General features: G+C 57.1%; 15 protein-coding genes. 7 read left to right on the top strand and 8 right to left on the bottom strand.

Annotated elements, in window-relative coordinates:
* Positions 1-177 precede the first annotated feature (177 nt).
* From modD to ACU6HM_RS14780, 4 genes are all read right to left on the bottom strand, one after another.
* On the bottom strand, positions 178-1080 hold the full coding sequence (gene modD / locus ACU6HM_RS14765) for a ModD protein (protein WP_446763995.1): 903 nt from the start codon (positions 1078-1080) through the stop codon (positions 178-180).
* The gene (gene modB, locus ACU6HM_RS14770; protein ID WP_446763996.1) at positions 1077-1730 is read right to left on the bottom strand and encodes a molybdate ABC transporter permease subunit; all 654 of its coding nucleotides are present in this window, start codon (positions 1728-1730) and stop codon (positions 1077-1079) included. The genes modD and modB overlap by 4 nt, the downstream gene beginning before the upstream one ends.
* An 11-nt stretch (positions 1731-1741) precedes the next feature.
* On the bottom strand, positions 1742-2452 hold the full coding sequence (gene modA, locus ACU6HM_RS14775) for a molybdate ABC transporter substrate-binding protein (RefSeq protein WP_446763997.1): 711 nt from the start codon (positions 2450-2452) through the stop codon (positions 1742-1744).
* 271 nt (positions 2453-2723) lie between these two features.
* Positions 2724-4889, bottom strand: a complete 2166-nt coding sequence (locus tag ACU6HM_RS14780; protein WP_009461182.1) for a malate synthase G — start codon at positions 4887-4889, stop codon at positions 2724-2726.
* 1001 nt (positions 4890-5890) lie between these two features.
* Between ACU6HM_RS14780 and ACU6HM_RS14785 the strand changes: the two genes are divergently transcribed.
* The gene (locus tag ACU6HM_RS14785) at positions 5891-7393 is read left to right on the top strand and encodes an AMP nucleosidase (protein ID WP_026483878.1); all 1503 of its coding nucleotides are present in this window, start codon (positions 5891-5893) and stop codon (positions 7391-7393) included.
* 147 nt (positions 7394-7540) lie between these two features.
* Entirely contained in the window at positions 7541-7999 is a 459-nt protein-coding gene (locus ACU6HM_RS14790; RefSeq protein WP_203145230.1) for a PaaI family thioesterase, read from the top strand.
* Positions 8000-8290: 291 nt separating this feature from the next.
* Here the strand turns inward: ACU6HM_RS14790 and ACU6HM_RS14795 are convergent, their stop codons facing one another.
* The 4 genes from ACU6HM_RS14795 to ACU6HM_RS14810 form a co-directional block, all read right to left on the bottom strand.
* Entirely contained in the window at positions 8291-9316 is a 1026-nt protein-coding gene (locus ACU6HM_RS14795) for a DctP family TRAP transporter solute-binding subunit (protein ID WP_009461178.1), read from the bottom strand.
* Between the two features lie 45 nt (positions 9317-9361).
* Complete coding sequence (locus ACU6HM_RS14800) at positions 9362-10663, bottom strand: TRAP transporter large permease (RefSeq protein ID WP_009461177.1); 1302 nt, start codon at positions 10661-10663, stop codon at positions 9362-9364.
* The gene (locus tag ACU6HM_RS14805) at positions 10660-11181 is read right to left on the bottom strand and encodes a TRAP transporter small permease (RefSeq protein WP_009463614.1); all 522 of its coding nucleotides are present in this window, start codon (positions 11179-11181) and stop codon (positions 10660-10662) included. The genes ACU6HM_RS14800 and ACU6HM_RS14805 overlap by 4 nt, the downstream gene beginning before the upstream one ends.
* A 328-nt stretch (positions 11182-11509) precedes the next feature.
* Complete coding sequence (locus ACU6HM_RS14810; RefSeq protein WP_035269291.1) at positions 11510-12310, bottom strand: SET domain-containing protein; 801 nt, start codon at positions 12308-12310, stop codon at positions 11510-11512.
* Positions 12311-12366: 56 nt separating this feature from the next.
* Here ACU6HM_RS14810 and ilvB point away from each other — a divergent pair, with 56 nt between their 5' ends.
* The 5 genes from ilvB (at position 12367) to ACU6HM_RS14835 (ending at position 17548) form a co-directional block, all read left to right on the top strand.
* Positions 12367-14136: a biosynthetic-type acetolactate synthase large subunit gene (gene ilvB, locus ACU6HM_RS14815; RefSeq protein WP_324577719.1), complete on the top strand. Its 1770-nt coding sequence runs from the start codon at positions 12367-12369 to the stop codon at positions 14134-14136.
* Between the two features lie 110 nt (positions 14137-14246).
* On the top strand, positions 14247-15212 hold the full coding sequence (locus ACU6HM_RS14820) for a TRAP transporter substrate-binding protein (RefSeq protein WP_446764026.1): 966 nt from the start codon (positions 14247-14249) through the stop codon (positions 15210-15212).
* 12 nt (positions 15213-15224) lie between these two features.
* Positions 15225-15722, top strand: a complete 498-nt coding sequence (locus ACU6HM_RS14825) for a TRAP transporter small permease (RefSeq protein ID WP_009463607.1) — start codon at positions 15225-15227, stop codon at positions 15720-15722.
* An 84-nt stretch (positions 15723-15806) separates the two neighbouring features.
* A complete protein-coding gene (locus ACU6HM_RS14830; protein ID WP_083055207.1) occupies positions 15807-17084 on the top strand; it encodes a TRAP transporter large permease in 1278 nt (425 codons plus the stop codon).
* A 29-nt stretch (positions 17085-17113) separates the two neighbouring features.
* Entirely contained in the window at positions 17114-17548 is a 435-nt protein-coding gene (locus ACU6HM_RS14835; RefSeq protein WP_009463604.1) for a CopD family copper resistance protein, read from the top strand.
* Positions 17549-17649 lie beyond the last annotated feature (101 nt).

The following is a 17649-nucleotide window of genomic DNA, read 5'->3' on the forward strand; positions in this document are numbered from 1 at the left end:
GCGTAAGGTTCATGCTGATTTCCGCATTTTTTGTCGGATTCAGCGATCTGTTTTTCTATTGGTGGTGCTTTGCAACTCTGTCGTTTGATGACTGGCTCTAATGCCGGAGCTCACCTTCTTTGTTTTCGCTTAACACCCTAGTGGGTCAGGCTGACAAACAGTGAGCGGCCGGTGACCTTATTCCAGCCCTTCCAGTTTGCTGGCAACAAGCGGCTCTTGCGATTCTGCTGGCTCTGCCAAGTTGATCTTCACTCCAATATCGGCCGGTTTCGCGTAGTGCAGGCTGCTGGTCACCAAGGCATTGACACCTGTTGCGGCATAGGCGGCTGCGTTACCTGCATGAATCCCACCCGCTGCCAGAATGGTGACGTTGGGATGCGCGTTGCGCAGCGCAGGCACAATTTGTGCCAGGGTCTCGGGCGGGACTTTGTCGAACTGCACCACGTCCGCACCCGCCTGAGCCGCGCTATAGGCTTCATCCAGATCTGTCGCTTCGATCACGATTTTCTTTTCGCACAAGGCGTATTTGTGACGGGCAATCGCATGGCCCACCTCCTCCCAGCCACCCATCAGCGCGCGGTGCTGGGGGAAGATCAAAATGGTTTCGCCCAGTCCCAGCCGATGCGGCATGGCTCCGCCCGATAGTGTGGCTTTCAAGGCCAGCTTGCGTACCCCAGGCGCATGTTTGCGAGTGGTCAGCACAGCCACCGAGGCATCTACCGTTTGCACGGCTTGCACGACTTGATGTGTCAGGGTGGCGATGCCGCAGGCAAACTCCAGCAGGTTCTGGCCGACCTTCCAGGCGCGCAGCAAGGCTTTGGCGGGGCCTTGTGCCAGCAAGATGGTCTGACCGGGCATGGCCGCCACACCGCTGGGGGTGTAGTGCTGAGTCTGACCGCCGCAAGAGCGCACAATCTCGGCCACCTCCTCAGTGCCTGCCACGCGGATATGGTCACGCACGACGTAACGCAGTGTGGTGTTCTGGTTGTGCAGTCCCAGCATGTGGCTGGTCAGATCCAGGTAGGAGGCATCCTCGCCAATCCATTGGTCGATTTGGCTTTGTTCAAAAAAAACCGTCATTTTTGATTCCCGTAGCGCCGCAGCGCCCAAAAGCAGGCTAATGCCGTCAGCCCCAGCAAGCAGGACAGCGCATTGGCACAGTCTGTGTCGCCATCCAGGACGGCGTTGTAGATAGATAAAGACAGGGTTTCGGTACGACCCGCGATATTGCCACCCAACATCAGCGAAATGCCCACTTCTCCCATGGCCCGTCCGCCTGACAGAATCAGTCCGGTGGCCAAGGCAGGACGCAGCAAGGGCAATTCCACCCGGAAGAAGTAGGACCAGGTGCCGTGGCCCAGTGTGGCTGCTGCTTCACGCAGCCGTGGCGACAGGCTGTTCATGCTGTTTTGTACGGGTTTGACCATCAATGGCAGCCCGGCGATAAAGGCGGCGATCAGCAAGGCTGCGGGCTGAAAAACAATATTGGGTGACCAGCCGGTGGCACTGGCCAACCAGCCCTGTCTACCCAAGGCAAGCAGCAGCAAGTAACCGATAACAATCGGTGGGAAAACCAGCGGCAGGCTCACCAGTGAATCGAGTAATCCGTGGCCTGGAAAGCGCTTTCTGGCCAGTACCCAGGCCAGCGCTACCCCCAGAACCAATTGAGCCACCAAGGTGGCGGCCAGCACATATACACTCAGGCCCAGCGAGCTACTGGAGCAGCTCATCCAGGCGGACATCACAGGCCGTGACGCTCAAGAATGGATTTGGCCTTGTCCGAGCCCAGGAACTGGGTCCAGGATTGCAAGGCAGGGCTTGCAGGACGGTCCTTGAGCACGGCAAGGCTCAGATCAATCGGGTCGTGACATTGGGCTGGCATGGGCAGGATGGTACCCAGCTTGTCCTTGTGGGCCAGCGCTTCGCTGCGGTTGATGAAACCGGCGTCCACCTCGCCATTGAGCAGGTAGGTGGATACCTGCGGCAGCTTGGCGACTTCAATGCTGCGACCCTCGGCCTGGATTTTTTCGCGTTCCATGCAGGTGGTGGCGGCGCGGCCGTAGACAGTTTTCTTGGCATCACCAATGGCAATGCGGGCATAGCTGGGCTGCTGCAAGTCCTGGATGGAATCAATGGTCTTGCCCTTGGGCACGGCCAGCATCAGGGCACCCTGGCTGATGTTCACGAACTGCTGGGCAATGCCCATGGGCTCCAGAAAAAAGCGGTCGCCAATAATGGCAGCAATGTCTGGATTTTGCTCGCTCTGGGCGCGGACCTGCTGCATATTGCCAAAGCTGCTCTCTACCGTCAGGCCTGTTTCTTTATTGAAGGCTTCCATCAATTCCGTGACGGGCTTGCGGTAGCCTGCACCAGTAGCGATTAGCAGGTCGGAAGCGTGAGCGGTGGTGGTGATGGCCAGCAGGCAAGCGGCGGAAAACAGCAAAGATTTCATGGGGTTTCCTGTCGGTCAAAATCGTTATGAGTTCGAGTTTATAACGAGATGAGGCAAACAGGGATGTTCGCCAAGCTCCGAAGCCGGAGCCCCGAGACTCAAACCTGCTTGAAAACTTGGAAATGCTGCTTGTGCCGAGCGACGATTCAAATTCCTCTTTGCCGCAAAGCTGGAAACAGGAGACGAAAAAAAATCCCCATCCTGAACCAGCAAGATGGGGATTTTGGGGGTACTGTTACCCGGAGGTGAACTCCGGGCAGTATGGTGTGCTTCAGGCTTGAGCGGCTTTGAAAGCCAGACGCCATTGGTGCAGCAAAGGCTCGGTGTAGCCGTTAGGCTGTTCCAGACCCTTCAGAACCAGATCTTGAGCAGCGCGGAAGGCAAAGGAGCCTTCAAAGTTGCCGGCCATGTTCTGGTAGGCTGGGTCACCCGCGTTTTGCTGGTCCACCACAGCAGCCATGCGCTGCAGGGTTTCAACCACTTGTTCGTGGGTGACGATGCCGTGCAGCAGCCAGTTGGCGATGTGCTGGCTGGAGATACGCAGGGTAGCGCGGTCTTCCATCAGGCCCACGTCGTGGATGTCCGGTACTTTGGAGCAGCCCACGCCCTGGTCAATCCAGCGCACCACGTAACCCAGGATGCCCTGAGCGTTGTTGTCCAGTTCTTCCTGGATTTCCTTGGCGGACCAGCTGGTGTCAGTGGCCACAGGAATGGTCAGGATGCTGTCCAGGTAGTCGTTGGTGTCGCCTTCCAGACCCTTCTGGACGTCGACCACATTGACTTGGTGGTAGTGCAAGGCGTGCAGCGTGGCAGCGGTAGGCGATGGCACCCAGGCGGTGTTGCCACCGGCCTTCACGTGACCAATCTTCTGTTCCAGCATTTCAGCCATCAGGTCAGGCATGGCCCACATACCTTTACCGATCTGGGCACGACCACGCAGACCGCATTGCAGGCCGATCTGAACGTTGTTGCGCTCGTAGGCAGGCTGCCAGTCAGCTTGTTTCATGTCGGCCTTGCGCACCACGGCACCCGCTTGCATGCAAGTGTGGATTTCGTCGCCCGTGCGGTCCAGGAAGCCGGTGTTGATGAACACGACACGCTCGGTGGCCTGGGCAATAGCTGCTTTCAGGTTCACGCTGGTGCGGCGCTCTTCGTCCATGATGCCCAGCTTGACGGTGTTGGGAGCCAGACCCAGCAGGCTTTCCACACGGTCAAAGATCTCGCTGGCAAACGCCACTTCGTCAGGACCGTGCATTTTGGGTTTGACGATGTACAGCGAGCCGCTGCGCGAGTTTTTCTTCAGTTCCAGATCGCGCATGCCGATCAGGGTGGTGATCACGGCGTCCAGAATGCCTTCAGGGATTTCGCGACCTTCGCCGTCAATGATGGCGGGGTTGCTCATCAGGTGACCGACGTTACGCACGAACATCAGGGAGCGGCCAGCCAGAGTCTGGGTAGCGCCTTTCAGGTCGGTGTACTGGCGATCGTCAGCCAGGCGGCGGGTAAAGACCTTGCCGTCTTTCTTGATTTCTTCGGTCAGCGAACCGGTCACCAGACCCAGCCAGTTGCGGTATGCCAGGACCTTGTCGTCGGCGTCCACGGCAGCCACGGAGTCTTCGCAGTCCATGATGGTGGTCAGTGCGGCTTCCAGAACGATGTCTTTCACGCCAGCCGGGTCGGTCTTGCCGATGGGGCTGTTGGGGTCGATCTGCAGTTCAAAGTGCAGGCCGTTGTGCAGGAACACGATGGCTTCAGGCGCATCGGGCTGACCGCGGTAACCCAGCAGGGTCGAGGCGTCTTTCAGACCGGTGGTGCCGCCGTTTTCCAGGGTGACGCGCAAAGCGCCGTCAGTGATGGTGTAGGAGGTAGCCTGATCGTGGCTGCCTTGAGCCAGAGGAATGGTGTCGTTCAGGAACTGACGGCCAAAGGCGATAACCTTGGCACCGCGCACGGCGTTGTAGCCACCGCCACGCTGAGCACCGTCAGTGTCAGGGATGGCGTTGGTGCCGTACAGCGCGTCGTACAGGCTGCCCCAGCGTGCGTTTACGGCGTTCAGCGCGTAACGTGCGTTCATGATGGGCACAACCAGCTGAGGACCACCTTGTTCGGTGATTTCGGTGTCGACGTTGGTCGTGTTGACCTTGACGTTGGCAGGCGCTTCTTTCAGATAGCCGATGGAGCTCAGGAAGCTCTTGTAGGCAGGCATATCGGTGATGGGGCCTGGGTTGGCCGTGTGCCACTTGTCCAGTTCGACTTGCAAGCGGTCGCGTTCGGCCAGCAAGGCGCGGTTTTTAGGTGCCAGATCATGGACCAGCTTATCGAAACCAGCCCAGAAGGCTTCGGAGGAGATACCTGTGCCGGGCAGGGCTTCTTGTTCGATGAACTGATGAAGCACCTCGGCGACTTGCAGTCGCTGGCAGGAGATTCGAGTGGTCATGTGTACCCTTGCTGATAGTTAAAAGTGATTCGGTACAGTGGCAGGCCAAAACGGCCTTGCTAACTGCAATTACCTGGTCAAGAGCACTTTCAGATCTTGCTGAAATCGCGGGTGACAAGACCCACGCGGCGCCAAGACACAAATGACATCAGAGGGCGAGCAAATGCTTGAAGCGAAAATCATTAAAATACGCTAACCCATTGTAAATTAGCCTAAATACAAGCTAATTTGCGCGATGACGAGCTATGTCTCACACGCATGCCGAGCACACTGCCAGGTTGGATAACTTAAATTATGAAGGACTGACGCTAGCTGGATTTAATACTAAAAGTATTAAGACTACATACTTAATGTATTTACTGGATTTGGGCAAGTCTTATATATGAGGTAGAAGACGTGCCTGACTTCCACTTGCCATCATAAGCTGCCTCATCTGGTCCCGCTTGAAATACCTGATATGCCCGCCAAGCCGCTTGTCTAGCGCCATTAGCATAAAAACAGGGTCTTGGGTCAAGGGCTTGCGCCAGGGCTCGACCTGCCTGATCCCGGAAAAATGGAATTTGCCCAAAACCGGGGTAAAGCTGCCTGTTTAAATGGGGCCTGTGAGTAAATTCAGTCTCAAAACCAACGATAGTCGTGTCCATTGTGCGGACAGTAGGGCTTGTGATTCAGTCAAAAACCAGTAACGACATTTGCTTTGAGTGGGACTGGGTCTGGGTTGCCTTGCTCGGATATGGCAAGACGCTGGGGCGCTAGGCGAGCCATTGCAAAGGTATATGGTTGATGGCTTTAAGCGCAGGCGAAACCGATAGCCGAACATCTGTATTGGGGAGCGATGGTTCGCGAAAGCGGCAGACGGTCAGGCCTGTCTGTTCGGCTGGTACATGAGCGTCAGAATCAGGCGGCTGAATTTGTCATGGAGTCGTGTAGGAGGCGGAACAATAAACAGCTTATGATGCTTGCAGATCTGCTTGTCTTTGTTTCCCCTTGGAATACTTGTTATGTCTGATCCCAGCGGTTTTTCTCGTATCACGTCCACGCCGGAGCTGATTCCATTCAATGGCTATCAGGATGCCGGCCAGGCTTTGGAGCAGCTGCGCCATATTTACGACCGCAACACCGCTTTTTTGCGCGACTCTTTTGCCCAGTGTCTGGAAACCGGATTTCCACGCGGGCAGCGCTTCAGAGCCTGCTACCCTGCAGTGCGTTTGCGCGTCGATACCTATCAGGAAGTGGATAGCCGCCTGTCTTATGGGCATGTGGTCGAGCCCGGCGTGTACATGACCACCATTACCGCTCCTGGCCTCTATCACGATTACTTGCTGGAGCAACTGGAACTGCTGCTGCGCAATCACGGTGTGCAGGTGGAAGTGGGGGAATCCTCCGTGCCTATCCCGCTGCATTTCGCCCTGAATAATGGTGTGCAGTCCACGGTGACAACCGTGCCTGAATCGCCCGGTGACACCTTGCGCGATCACTTCGATGTACCGGATCTGGCGTATATGGACGATGCCATCGTCAACGGTACGTGGGAGCGCGTGCATAACGAACCCTTGCCGCTGGCGCCTTTTACTGCGCCGCGTATCGATTACTCCTTGCATCGTTTGCAGCACTACAGCGCTACTCGTCCCGAGTACTTTCAGAACTTTGTGCTGTTCACCAATTATCAGTTTTATGTGGACGAGTTCTGCCAGTGGGCGCGTGAAGTGCTGCAGGCGGATGATCAAGGCTATATAGATCTGGTGGAGCCGGGCAACATCATCACTCCGGCGGGTGCGAATGCATCGACAACCGGTTCGCCTTTGGCTCGCGCGCCGCAAATGCCCTCGTATCACTTGCGCCGTGCCGATCATTCCGGCATCACCCTGATCAATATCGGCGTGGGGCCATCCAATGCCAAGACCATTACCGACCACGTTGCCGTTCTGCGCCCTGCTGCCTGGCTGATGCTGGGCCATTGCGCCGGTTTGCGTACTACTCAGCGCTTGGGTGATTACGTACTGGCACATGGCTATGTGCGTCAGGATCACGTGCTGGACGAGGATTTGCCCACCTGGGTGCCTATCCCTCCTCTGGCGGAAATTCAGGTCGCCCTGGAGCAAGCCGTGGCCGAGGTGGCCGGGCTGTCCGGCTGGGAGTTGAAACGCATCATGCGTACAGGCACGGTGGCGTCCATCGATAACCGTAATTGGGAATTGCGTGACCACCACGAGCCGGTGCGGCGCTTGTCGCAGTCGCGGGCGATTGCGCTGGACATGGAGTCCGCCACCATTGCTGCCAATGGTTTCCGCTTCCGTGTCCCTTATGGCACCTTGCTGTGCGTGTCGGACAAGCCTTTGCATGGCGAGCTGAAACTGCCGGGTATGGCCAGCGAATTCTATGCACGTCAGGTTGGCCAGCATCTGCATATTGGCATCCGGGCGCTGGAACTGCTGCGCGAGATGCCCAAAGAAAGGCTGCACTCGCGCAAGCTGCGCAGCTTCCTGGAAACGGCGTTTCAATAAGATATTGCAGGCCTTGTTAGTGCCTACGCTCCTGGGTGGGTTGTTGGCTCGTAGCGCTGACAAACTACCTTTAGTGGCTTAAGAAATAGGCCGTGCTACCAAGTGGAGCACGGCCTCTTGGTTTCTTTGAGGACAGCAGATACTCATATGGTTAAAGCGTTTCAAGATTTTTATGCCGACAACTTCAGCCATTGCTACGGTTGTGGCAAACATAATCCCGACGGGCATCAGCTTAAGAGCTACTGGGACGGCGACGATACCGTGGCCCGCTACACCCCCAAGCCGATTTACAGCGGTGGCGTGCCCAACCATGTATACGGCGGCTTGATTGCTTCCTTATTGGACTGCCACGGTACTGCTTCTGCGGCAGCCTTCATCTATAGGGATCTGAATATCGAGATGGGCACCAGCGAGGAGCCGATCCGTTGCGTGACAGCCTCCCTGAAAGTGGAGTTTCGGCGTCCCACTCCAATGGGGACAGAGCTGACGGTACAAGGCAAGCTGCGTGAGCTGGATGGACGCAAGGTCTGGGTGGACCTGTCGCTTAGCGCGAATGGCGAAGTTTGTGCGACGGGTGAAATGCTGGCGATACGCTTCAAGGAATAAGCGGGATTTTTTTGGGGCTCAGCGGTCAACGTGCCTTGACACGGTGTCTTGGACTTGCTGATCGCTCAGAAGGAAGCTGGTTTTTGATATGTGTAGGCTGTAAAGAATGCCCTCAGGTTGTGCCGCCGATTTATGGCATTTCTTTCTTCGAGGGTAACCCGGAGGTTGAAAGTATCCCCACGCTGCGCTCGTAGGCTGCTGCTTTCATGAGGTTTGTTTTGTGCGGGGCAGCCAGACAATAAAAAGCCGGGCCCATTCAGGCCCGGCTTTCAGTCTTTCAAACCCAGCTAATTAGCGGCTGGCAGCAATCGCGTCGCGTGCCTTCTTCACCAGATCCTCACCAATGGTCTTGGTCCACTTCTCGACCACCCCTTCGGTTGCCTTGGCAAAGGCAGCATGTTGCTCTGGAGTCAGGCTGGTGACCTTCACACCGTGGCTTTCGATCTCTTTGAGCAAGGTAGGATCTTCCGCCGTGATGCCGGTACGGGCAATCACGATTTCACGTTTACCGGCTTCAATAGCGGCTTCACGCACGATCTTCTGGTCTTCCTCGCTCCAGGATTTCCACACGTCGCGGTTCACCACAAACACCAGTGGGTCAGACACGTAGTTCCACAGGGTCAGGTACTGCTGCTGCACGTCGTACAGCTTGGCACCGGCGTAAATGGACAGGGGGTTTTCCTGGCCGTCTACAGCCTTATTAGCCAGTGCAGGTTGTGCATCTGCCCAGCTCATTTGCGTGGGGTTGGCACCCAGGGCGCTGAAGGTGTCCATGTACAGCGGCGAACCGACCACGCGCAGTTTCAGGCCCTTCATGTCTTCAGGCTTGGTCACTTCGTGCTTGGAGTTGCTGAGCTGACGGAAACCGTTTTCACCCCAGGCCAGAGGCACCACACCGGCTTTCTCGATGTAGCCAAACAGGTCCTTGCCCACTTCGCCGTTGATCAAAGCGTCGGTGGCTTTGGCATCCGGTTGCAGGAATGGCAGGGAGAACAGGTTCAACTGCTTGATCTGGGGGGACCAGTTGATGGTGGAGCCCACGGCCATATCAATCATGCCTTGGCGAATGGCAGTGAACTCGCGTGTCTGGTCGCCTTGTACCAGCGAGGTGCCGGGGTAGATCTTGATATTGATGCGGCCATCGGTGCGCTCGCGCACCAGGTCGGACCAGATCACCGCCCCTTGGCCCCAAGGGAAAGTGGTACCCACCACGATGGACAGCTTGTACTCGGATTTGTAGGCGGCTTGGGCAGCGGGAACCACGGCCAGGGTGGCGGCTGTACATGCCAGAGCGGCCAGAATGTGACGTAATTTCATGGGTCAGGTCTCCCTTTCTATGAGTTGTGTTTCAGTCTTGTGGTTTTAGTTAAAGCCCAGGTAGCGCGGCAGCCACAGGGCAATCTCGGGTTGTGCGATAACGAGCAGCATGGTCGAGCCCATGCCCAGTAGCAGCCAGCCTACCCAACGCAGGGTGCTTTCCATGGGGACGCCCGCGATACGGCAGGCGACCATCAGGTTGACGGCGACGGGTGGAGTGAACTGGCCCAGAGCCACGTTCAAGGTCAGCAGGACCCCGAACCAGACGGGGTGCCAGCCAAAGTTGTAGGCAATAGGCATGAACAGCGGCACGAAGATCAGGAAGATCGAGATGCCATCCAGGAACATGCCCAGCACAATCAGCATGACAATCATCAGCGCCAGAATGCCGTACTCGCCCAGACCGGAATTGATGATGGCATTGGTGACGGGGTCAATAATGCTCAGGGTGGACAGCGCCCAGGCAAAAATACCGGCCAGTGCCACAACCATCATGATGACGGCTGATAATTCGGCGGCTTCTCGCAGGATCAAAAACAGATCGCGGAACTTGATGGTGCGATGGATGACCATGCCCACGAACAGGCCGTAGAACACGGCCACAACAGCCGCTTCTGTGGGAGTGAACAGACCCAGGCGCATCCCGCCCAGAATGATGACCGGGGCAATCAGGCCCCAGGCAGCTTCTCGCAGGCTGCGCCAGAATGGCGGACGTGGCAGCTCGGCTTCGGCCAATCCCAGCTTGTGACGGCGCGATAGCCAGATGGCCGGAATAATCAGGCCAATCCCCGCCAGAATGCCGGGGAACATACCAGCCGCAAACAGCGCGGGTACGGAGGCTTCGGGCACCAGCACCGAGTAAATAATGAAGGCGATGGAAGGGGGAATCAGAATGTCGGTGGCAGCACCCGCGCCCACAATACTGGCCGCAAAAGGACCGGGATAGCCCGCGCGTTTCATGGCGCCGATCATGACCGCGCCCACGGCAGCGGCGCAGGCCGGGCCGGAACCGGAAATGCCACCCAGGAACATGGCCACGCCAATGGCAACAACGGGCAGCATGCCAGGGCCGCGGCCAACCAGCGCTACCGCAAAGTTCACCAGACGGCTGGCTACGCCCGAGCGGTCAAAAATGGAACCCACCAACACGAACATGGGAATGGCCAGCAAGGGGTATTTGGCCAGACCGGCATAAAAGCTTTGCGGCACGGCCATCAGGCCAAACCAGTGCGTATCCAGGTTGGACATCAAAATCGCAAAGGCACCACCTATACCCAGGGACACGCCCACCGGCACGCCCACCAGCATCAGGCCGATGAAGATGACAAACAGCAAGGTTGCAATCATGATTTAGCCTGCCAACGACGCACCCACATGCCCAGCAAACGCAGGCTCAGGGTAGTGGACAGGATGGGCAGCCACATGCTGTACCACCAGGTCGGGACACCAATGGAGGGCGAGGTATCGCCCCACTCGAACTCGTCCAGGGCCATGCGGCCGGACAGAATGGCCATGCCGACAAAGAACAGCAGGCTCATGCCAATGCCAAACAGGGCCAGGCGGCGTTGACGACGCACCGTGCCCGCATCGGCAAAGACTTCAATACGAATGTGCAAGTGGCGCACACAGGCGCTGGCACCGGCATTCATGGTCAGGACCACCAGCAGAAAGATGGAGATTTCCTCGGTCCAGGCAAAGGAGCTATCGGTCAGATAGCGCACAAACACGTTGGCAAAGGTAATTAAAGCCAGGGTCGCCATGATCAGGACCGAAGCCCAGTCCTCTATTTGCAAAGGAATACGCAGGCCGGATTCGGCGGGCGAGGCGGCGTGATTATCGGGTGTATCTGTAGAACTTGAATCCATGAGGTCTGTCAGATTTGGCAATAAAGCTACATGCTAGCGGTCAAAGACGGGGCTGGCAGTGAGTAATTTCCCCCGGTGCAATAGCACCCGCGGGCCATCATTGGCCTGGGGAGAGACGATAGGGATGGGGGCGAGGGCACACGCAATATGGGGGTTGGTGCTTCGCCTAGCTGATGAGGTGTGAAACCTGGCCCGGCACGACAGATGGGCCTGTGTGTGGCGCTCTGAGAGGCCCGGCTGGGGTGTTGCCGGGCTTGCTGTGCGGGTGATTAGCAAGGGTGCAGGCTGCCGGTGAGGCAGCCTGGGCTAATGCAAGCTGGGGGACAGCTTACTCTTTTTTACGGTCCTTTTTCCCTTTTTTGCCTTCTTTGTCCTTTTTGGAAGGCTTTTTGTCTTTATTTTTATCCTTGTTTTTGGCTTTTTCTTTTTTCTTCTTTTTGCTCTTCTTATCCTTTTTGCCTTTCTCGCTTGAGGATTCTTTATCGCTATCCGCGTCCTCATCTTTATCCTGATCGGACTCGCCCTTTTCTGCTTGCTTAATGGCAGTAGCCTTCAGATCAGCGGCTTTTTGTTTGGATGAAACCGGCGTTTTGCGGGCCTGTTCCATTTCCGCATCCAATTCTGCGGCCACTTCGCGTAGCTCGTCGGCAACAGCCTGGGAGCGATCTGATTGCAGGGCAATCATGGTGCCACGGCACTGGGGAGCGCCACACAGGCAGCGGTAGTTCTGCTTGAGCTCCTCGGTAATTTCATCGTCGATGACCAGCGAGTAGTCATACAAAAGCTCTTCCCCGGCAGGAATATCGCGCATGGCCACAATAAAGACGCGCGAGCCATCGGCGTTCTCGTGACCTTCACAGTTGGGGGCGCAAGAGTGGTTGATCCAGCGTGAATCATTGCCTCCCTGACCACCGTCCACGATTTTGCCATTGCTCAGTGCAAAGAAAAAAGTGTGGAAAGGCTCATCCGGATTGACGGGGAACAAGGCATCGGCCTGTTCCGGCGTAAGCCGCTTGCCAGCATATTGCAGGATGCGCGTTCCGGCTGGAATATCGCGTAGCGCAAAGACGCCATTGCCATGCAGTTTGGATGGTTTGACGACGTGCCAGGGTTGGCGTTGAGTGACCATGGGGAATCAGCCTGTAAAAGGGGATAAACTGGACGGCGATCTCTATCTTACAAAACATGCAGGGCTACGCAACCATGTCACTTGAAACGACCGCCCACAACGGCGCGCAAATCTTGCTCGAAACCTTGATCGCTCAGGGTGTAGATACCATTTTTGGTTATCCTGGCGGAGCGGTGTTACCGCTCTATGATGCTCTTCATGCCCAGCCGCGAATTCGTCATATTTTGGTTCGTCACGAGCAAGCTGCCGTACATGCGGCCGAAGGCTATGCCCGCAGCACCGGCAAACCTGGCGTGGTGCTGGTGACATCAGGCCCCGGTATGGCCAATACCACCTCCGGTTTGCTCGATGCCTTGTGTGATTCTATTCCTGTCCTGTGTATTAGTGGTCAAGTAGCGACCACCGCAATTGGTACCGCCGCTTTCCAGGAGTGCGATGCGATTGGCATTTCCCGCCCTGTGACCAAGTGGAATGCCCAGGTTCGTCGTATTGAAGACGTGGCCTCCCTGACGGCCAAGGCCTTGCGCCTGTGTACCCAGGGTCGCCCCGGTCCGGTGCTGCTGGACTTCCCCAAAGATATTCAGATCGCCACCCTGCCCGCTGCCAGCAGCGACGCGCCGGCCCAGGACGAGGCTGACAGCCTCTTGGCTCCTCCCGCTCCGGCCTCTGCCCAGGAAGCGGCGATCAAACGCGCCGCCGCCATGATTGCGCACGCTCGCCGCCCCGTGTTTTACGGTGGTGGTGGCCTGATCAACTCCGGGGCCGATGCCAGCCACGCCTTCACCAGCCTGGTTCAGGAAACTGGCGCACCTTGCACACTGACCTTGATGGGCCTGGGTGCCTACCCTGCACGTGATGAGCAGTTCGTGGGCATGTTGGGCATGCACGGCACGCTGGAAGCCAACTTGGCCATGCACCATGCGGATCTGATTATCTGTGTGGGCGCTCGTTTCGACGACCGCATTACCGGTCGACTATCTGATTTCTGCCCGCATGCCAGCAAGATTCATATTGATATCGACCCCGGTTCCATCGATAAGGTGGTGCGTGCTGATGTGGCTTTGGTGGGTGATTGCTATCCTTTGCTGCGCGCCCTGCGCAAAGAGCTGTCGCATCACGAATTGCCCGAAGGTCGCTTGAAAGATTGGTGGCAGCGCATTGGCGTGTGGCGTGCTCAAGAGTGCTTGAAAGTGACGCCTCATAGCGACGCCATCTTGCCGCAGCACTTGCTGCAACGTCTGGACGCGCATCTGGAAGGCCGTGATGCCATCGTCTCTACCGATGTGGGCCAGCACCAGATGTGGGCTGCGCAGTACATCAAGTTTGATCGTCCTCGCCGTTGGCTGACTTCCGGCGGTGCGGGCACCATGGGTTACGGCGTACCTGCTGCGTTTGGGGCGCAGATTGCGCATCCGGACAAGCTGGTGGTGTGTGTCAGTGGTGACGCGTCGGTACTGATGAATATTCAGGAACTGGCCAGCGCTGTGCAGCATCGCACGCCGATCAAGGTGATTCTGTGCAATAACCGCCACATGGGCATGGTGCGCCAGTGGCAAGAGCTGATTCACGATGGTCGTTACAGCCACAGCTACAACGAAGCCATGCCCGATTTTGTGGCCTTGTCGCGCGCCTTTGGTTGGGAAGCCGAACGCGTGGAGCATCCCGATCAGCTGGATGCGGCGCTGGAGCGTTGTCTGGCCCACGATGGCCCGTTCTTTCTGAACGTGGAAGTGCTGGCGCTGGAAAACTGTTTCCCCATGATGCCAGCAGGCTATGGCCATCAACAGGTCATGTTGTCCGAAGATAACTGGTACGTAGAAGAATAAGGTGCCCGGCTGGGACACAGGCGTAAAAACCCCTATGTCCCAGCCCGAGCACTACGCATTAAATACACTGATCCATTCAGACAGGAGGGGCATGCATGATGTACCGTCACATGAAGAACCGTCTTTTGGCCGCAGGTTTGATGCTGGGCTTGGGCCTGGCGGCGGGAGCGGCCACGGCCCAGACTTCCTTGAAGCTGGCTTACGCTTTGTCCACCAGCTCTCACTATGGTGCGGGTGCAAAAGCCTTTGCCAGTGCCTTGGAGAAGGACGGCAACTACACCATCGAGGCCTTTCCCAACAGTGCCTTGGGCGGCGAGCGTGAAGTTATTGAAGGCTTGCAATTGGGCACGATTGATCTGGCCATTGTCTCTACCGGCGCAACCCTGAACTTTGTGCCCAAGACCGGCGTGTTCGATATTCCTTTCCTGTTCCGCGACCTGCAGCATGCCCGCCATGTACTTGATGGCAAGATCGGTCAGGACATGCTGGCTGAATTTCCCAAACGCGGGATTGTGGCGCTGGCCTGGGGCGAGCAAGGTTTCCGTCACCTGACCAATAATGTGCGTCCTGTCACCACCCCGGCTGATGCCAAGGGCCTGAAGATTCGCACCACAGAGAACCCCATCCATATTGCCGCTTTCCGTGAAATCGGCATTCTGGCTACGCCTATGGCCTGGCCGGAAGTGGCGACCGCCCTGCAACAAGGCACCATCGACGGCCAGGAAAATCCCTTGTCCGTGATTGTGTCGGCCAAGCTGCCGCAGCTGCAAAAGTACCTGTCGCTGACGGCTCACGTGTATGGCCCGGCCTTGGTGCTGATGTCTCCGGCGGTGTATGACGGCCTGTCCGATCAGGACAAGCAGTTGATGAAAGATGCCGGCGTAACGGCTGCCCAGGCCATGCGTGACTACGTGGACGATATCGAGAAAACCGGCGTGGATGCGGTCAAGGCCGAAGGCATGCAGGTCAATACCGTTGACCATGCCGCGTTTGCCAAAGCGGTAGAGCCTGTCTATCCCCAGTACTACAAACAGTTCGGCCAGGCACTGGTCGAATCTATCCGTCAGACTCAGTAAACGGCATTCATCATGAAAGCTCTGTTGTCCGTTCTGGATAAGGGCCTGTTTCGTCTGGTGTCCTGGGTGACGCAGTTGCTGCTGCTCTCGGCAGTGGCGGCTGCGTTCTATCAAGTGATCGCTCGTTTCGTGCTCCAGTCGCCCGCCGACTGGAGCGAGGCCTGGTCACGTGCCGCTCTGATCTGGACAGTCATGCTGGGCCTGTGTCTGGCCTTGCGTCAGGGTGCCATGCTAAGCGTGGATGTGCTGCGGCTCTGGGTCGGCAAGCGGACGCAGCATTGGCTGGATGTGGCCGTGCTGATTACGTGTCTGGCTTTTTTCGGCCTGTTGACCTGGGTCGGCATTCAAATGACCTGGCGGGTGCGGTTTCAGACCATGCCTAGTCTGGAGTGGTCCATTTCCTGGGTGTATATCGCGATCCCGATTGGTGCCGTGCTGGCCATTTTGGGCCTGTTGGCCCGTTGGCTGGAGAAACCTGCGCCTGCTGTGGTCGATAACACGCAGCTCTAATTCTCAAGACCTGATTCCGTGCCTGTAAAGCACCACCGAACTCTGGATGCCCTACGGGCATCTGTTTAGACCGGAGACCGTATCGTGTCCCAGATCATGCTTGTGTCCATGCTGCTGTTTTTTGTATTGACGGTGCCCGTGGCGATTGCCGTGGGGCTGGCCAATATGGCGGGAGTAGCCTGGGAGGGGCGCATGACTTTTCTGGTCATCGCCCAGCAGTTGTATGCAGCTCTGGACAAGTACCCCCTGGTGGCGGTGCCCTTCTTCATTCTGGCAGGCAACCTGATGGAGTCGGGCGGCATGTCCAACCGTATGGTGGAGTTTGCCAAAAGCCTGGTGGGTGGTGTGCAGGGTGGTCTGGCTTGCAGCTGTGTGCTGACCTGCATGATTTTTGCGGCGGTGGCCGGTTCCAGTGTGGCAACCACTTTTGCGGTCGGGGCAATTCTGATCCCTGCCATGGTCCGGCATGGCTACCCGGCACCGTTCGCGGCATCCTTGCAGGCCTCAGCGGCGGAGTTGGGGGTGATCATCCCGCCGTCCATTCCCATGATTCTGTTTGCCGTATCCACGGACACGTCGGTAGGCGAGCTGTTCGTTGCGGGTATTGGCCCTGGCTTGTTGATCGGCGGCGCCTTGATGCTTTATGTGTGGCTGTATGCACGTCGCCATGGTCTGGGTTTGCAGGACGGCGTGGGTCGTTTGGGTGTCTGGACGGCATTCCGTCAGGCGTGGCTGGCCTTGTTGATGCCGGTGATTATTCTCGGCGGGATTTACGGGGGTATTTTCACGCCTACCGAGGCTTCGGCGGTGGCGGTAGTCTATGCCTTGATCGTGAGCATGTTTGTCTACCGCAGCGTTAAATGGGGCGACCTGTCCAAGGTGCTGCATCGTTCCGTGGTGTCCACGGCGGTCATCATGTTCATCATCGCCAATGCGGGTGTGTTTGGTTTCCTGCTCAATCGCACCGGCATTCCGGCTGCCATGGGGATCTGGCTGGGGGAGTTGTTCAGCAGCCCCATGATGTTTTTGCTGGGTGTGAACGCGGCCTTGTTTGTGGTGGGCATGTTTGTCGAAACCTCGGCCTCGATTGTGGTGTTGGCTCCGCTCTTGCTGCCGGTAGCCATGCAGTTTGGCATTGATCCGGCGCACTTTGGCATCATCATGGTGGTCAATCTGGCCTTGGGGATGGTGACACCGCCCTTTGGCGTGAATCTGTTTGCCGCCTGTTCAGTGGCCGGGATTTCTTTGGAAAAACTGATACGTCCACTGCTGCCTTTTGTAGTCGTCATCCTGGCTTGCTTGATGCTGATCAGCTATGTGCCAGAAGTCAGTTTGTGGGCGCGAGACCTGGTGTACCGTTGATGGATCGTCTGCTTTCCTGAGCGCTGTTCATGAGCTATTTCCTCTTGTTGTTGGTTCACCTTCTGGCTGCGATTTTCTTTATCGGCACTGTGTTTTTCGAGGTGCTGATGTTGTCGCCTTTGGCGCGTCAGGTTTCCCGCCCATCGATGAGGGAGTTCGAGTATGCCCTGGGGCGGCGGGCGCGCCGCATCATGCCTTGGGTTCTGTTATTGCTCTACGGTGCGGGCTTGAGTCTGGCCTGGCAGCATCGGGCCTTGTTTGAGGTTGGTGGCGCTCGTGCCTGGATACTGGGTGTAAAGATCACCCTGGCGCTAAGCGTATTTGGGCATTTTCTATCCGTGATGGTAATGAGCCGACGCAAGACCATGACAGCGCGGCGATCACGGATTATTCACCTTAGTGTTTTTGCACACGTGCTGCTGATTGTGGTGCTAGCTAAGGCTTTGTTTTATTTGCCGCTTTAGTTGCGGTTTTGATGCTGCTGCATTGTTGGTTAGAAGGGTTTTGGGCTTCGGAGTAGTGCTTGGGACGGAGTTTGGCATAGGAGAGGTGATTAAAAGCCAGG

Source organism: Alcaligenes sp. RM2, assembly GCF_052931795.1.

Bases quoted from the DNA above. Each gene is read 5' to 3' on its own strand.
- modD (WP_446763995.1), bottom strand. From the start codon at position 1,080: ATGACGGTTTTTTTTGAACAAAGCCAAATCGACCAATGGATTGGCGAG.
- modB (WP_446763996.1), bottom strand. From the start codon at position 1,730: ATGAGCTGCTCCAGTAGCTCGCTGGGCCTGAGTGTATATGTGCTGGCC.
- modA (WP_446763997.1), bottom strand. From the start codon at position 2,452: ATGAAATCTTTGCTGTTTTCCGCCGCTTGCCTGCTGGCCATCACCACC.
- ACU6HM_RS14780 (WP_009461182.1), bottom strand. From the start codon at position 4,889: ATGACCACTCGAATCTCCTGCCAGCGACTGCAAGTCGCCGAGGTGCTT.
- ACU6HM_RS14785 (WP_026483878.1), top strand. From the start codon at position 5,891: ATGTCTGATCCCAGCGGTTTTTCTCGTATCACGTCCACGCCGGAGCTG.
- ACU6HM_RS14790 (WP_203145230.1), top strand. From the start codon at position 7,541: ATGGTTAAAGCGTTTCAAGATTTTTATGCCGACAACTTCAGCCATTGC.
- ACU6HM_RS14795 (WP_009461178.1), bottom strand. From the start codon at position 9,316: ATGAAATTACGTCACATTCTGGCCGCTCTGGCATGTACAGCCGCCACC.
- ACU6HM_RS14800 (WP_009461177.1), bottom strand. From the start codon at position 10,663: ATGATTGCAACCTTGCTGTTTGTCATCTTCATCGGCCTGATGCTGGTG.
- ACU6HM_RS14805 (WP_009463614.1), bottom strand. From the start codon at position 11,181: ATGGATTCAAGTTCTACAGATACACCCGATAATCACGCCGCCTCGCCC.
- ACU6HM_RS14810 (WP_035269291.1), bottom strand. From the start codon at position 12,310: ATGGTCACTCAACGCCAACCCTGGCACGTCGTCAAACCATCCAAACTG.
- ilvB (WP_324577719.1), top strand. From the start codon at position 12,367: ATGCAGGGCTACGCAACCATGTCACTTGAAACGACCGCCCACAACGGC.
- ACU6HM_RS14820 (WP_446764026.1), top strand. From the start codon at position 14,247: ATGAAGAACCGTCTTTTGGCCGCAGGTTTGATGCTGGGCTTGGGCCTG.
- ACU6HM_RS14825 (WP_009463607.1), top strand. From the start codon at position 15,225: ATGAAAGCTCTGTTGTCCGTTCTGGATAAGGGCCTGTTTCGTCTGGTG.
- ACU6HM_RS14835 (WP_009463604.1), top strand. From the start codon at position 17,114: ATGAGCTATTTCCTCTTGTTGTTGGTTCACCTTCTGGCTGCGATTTTC.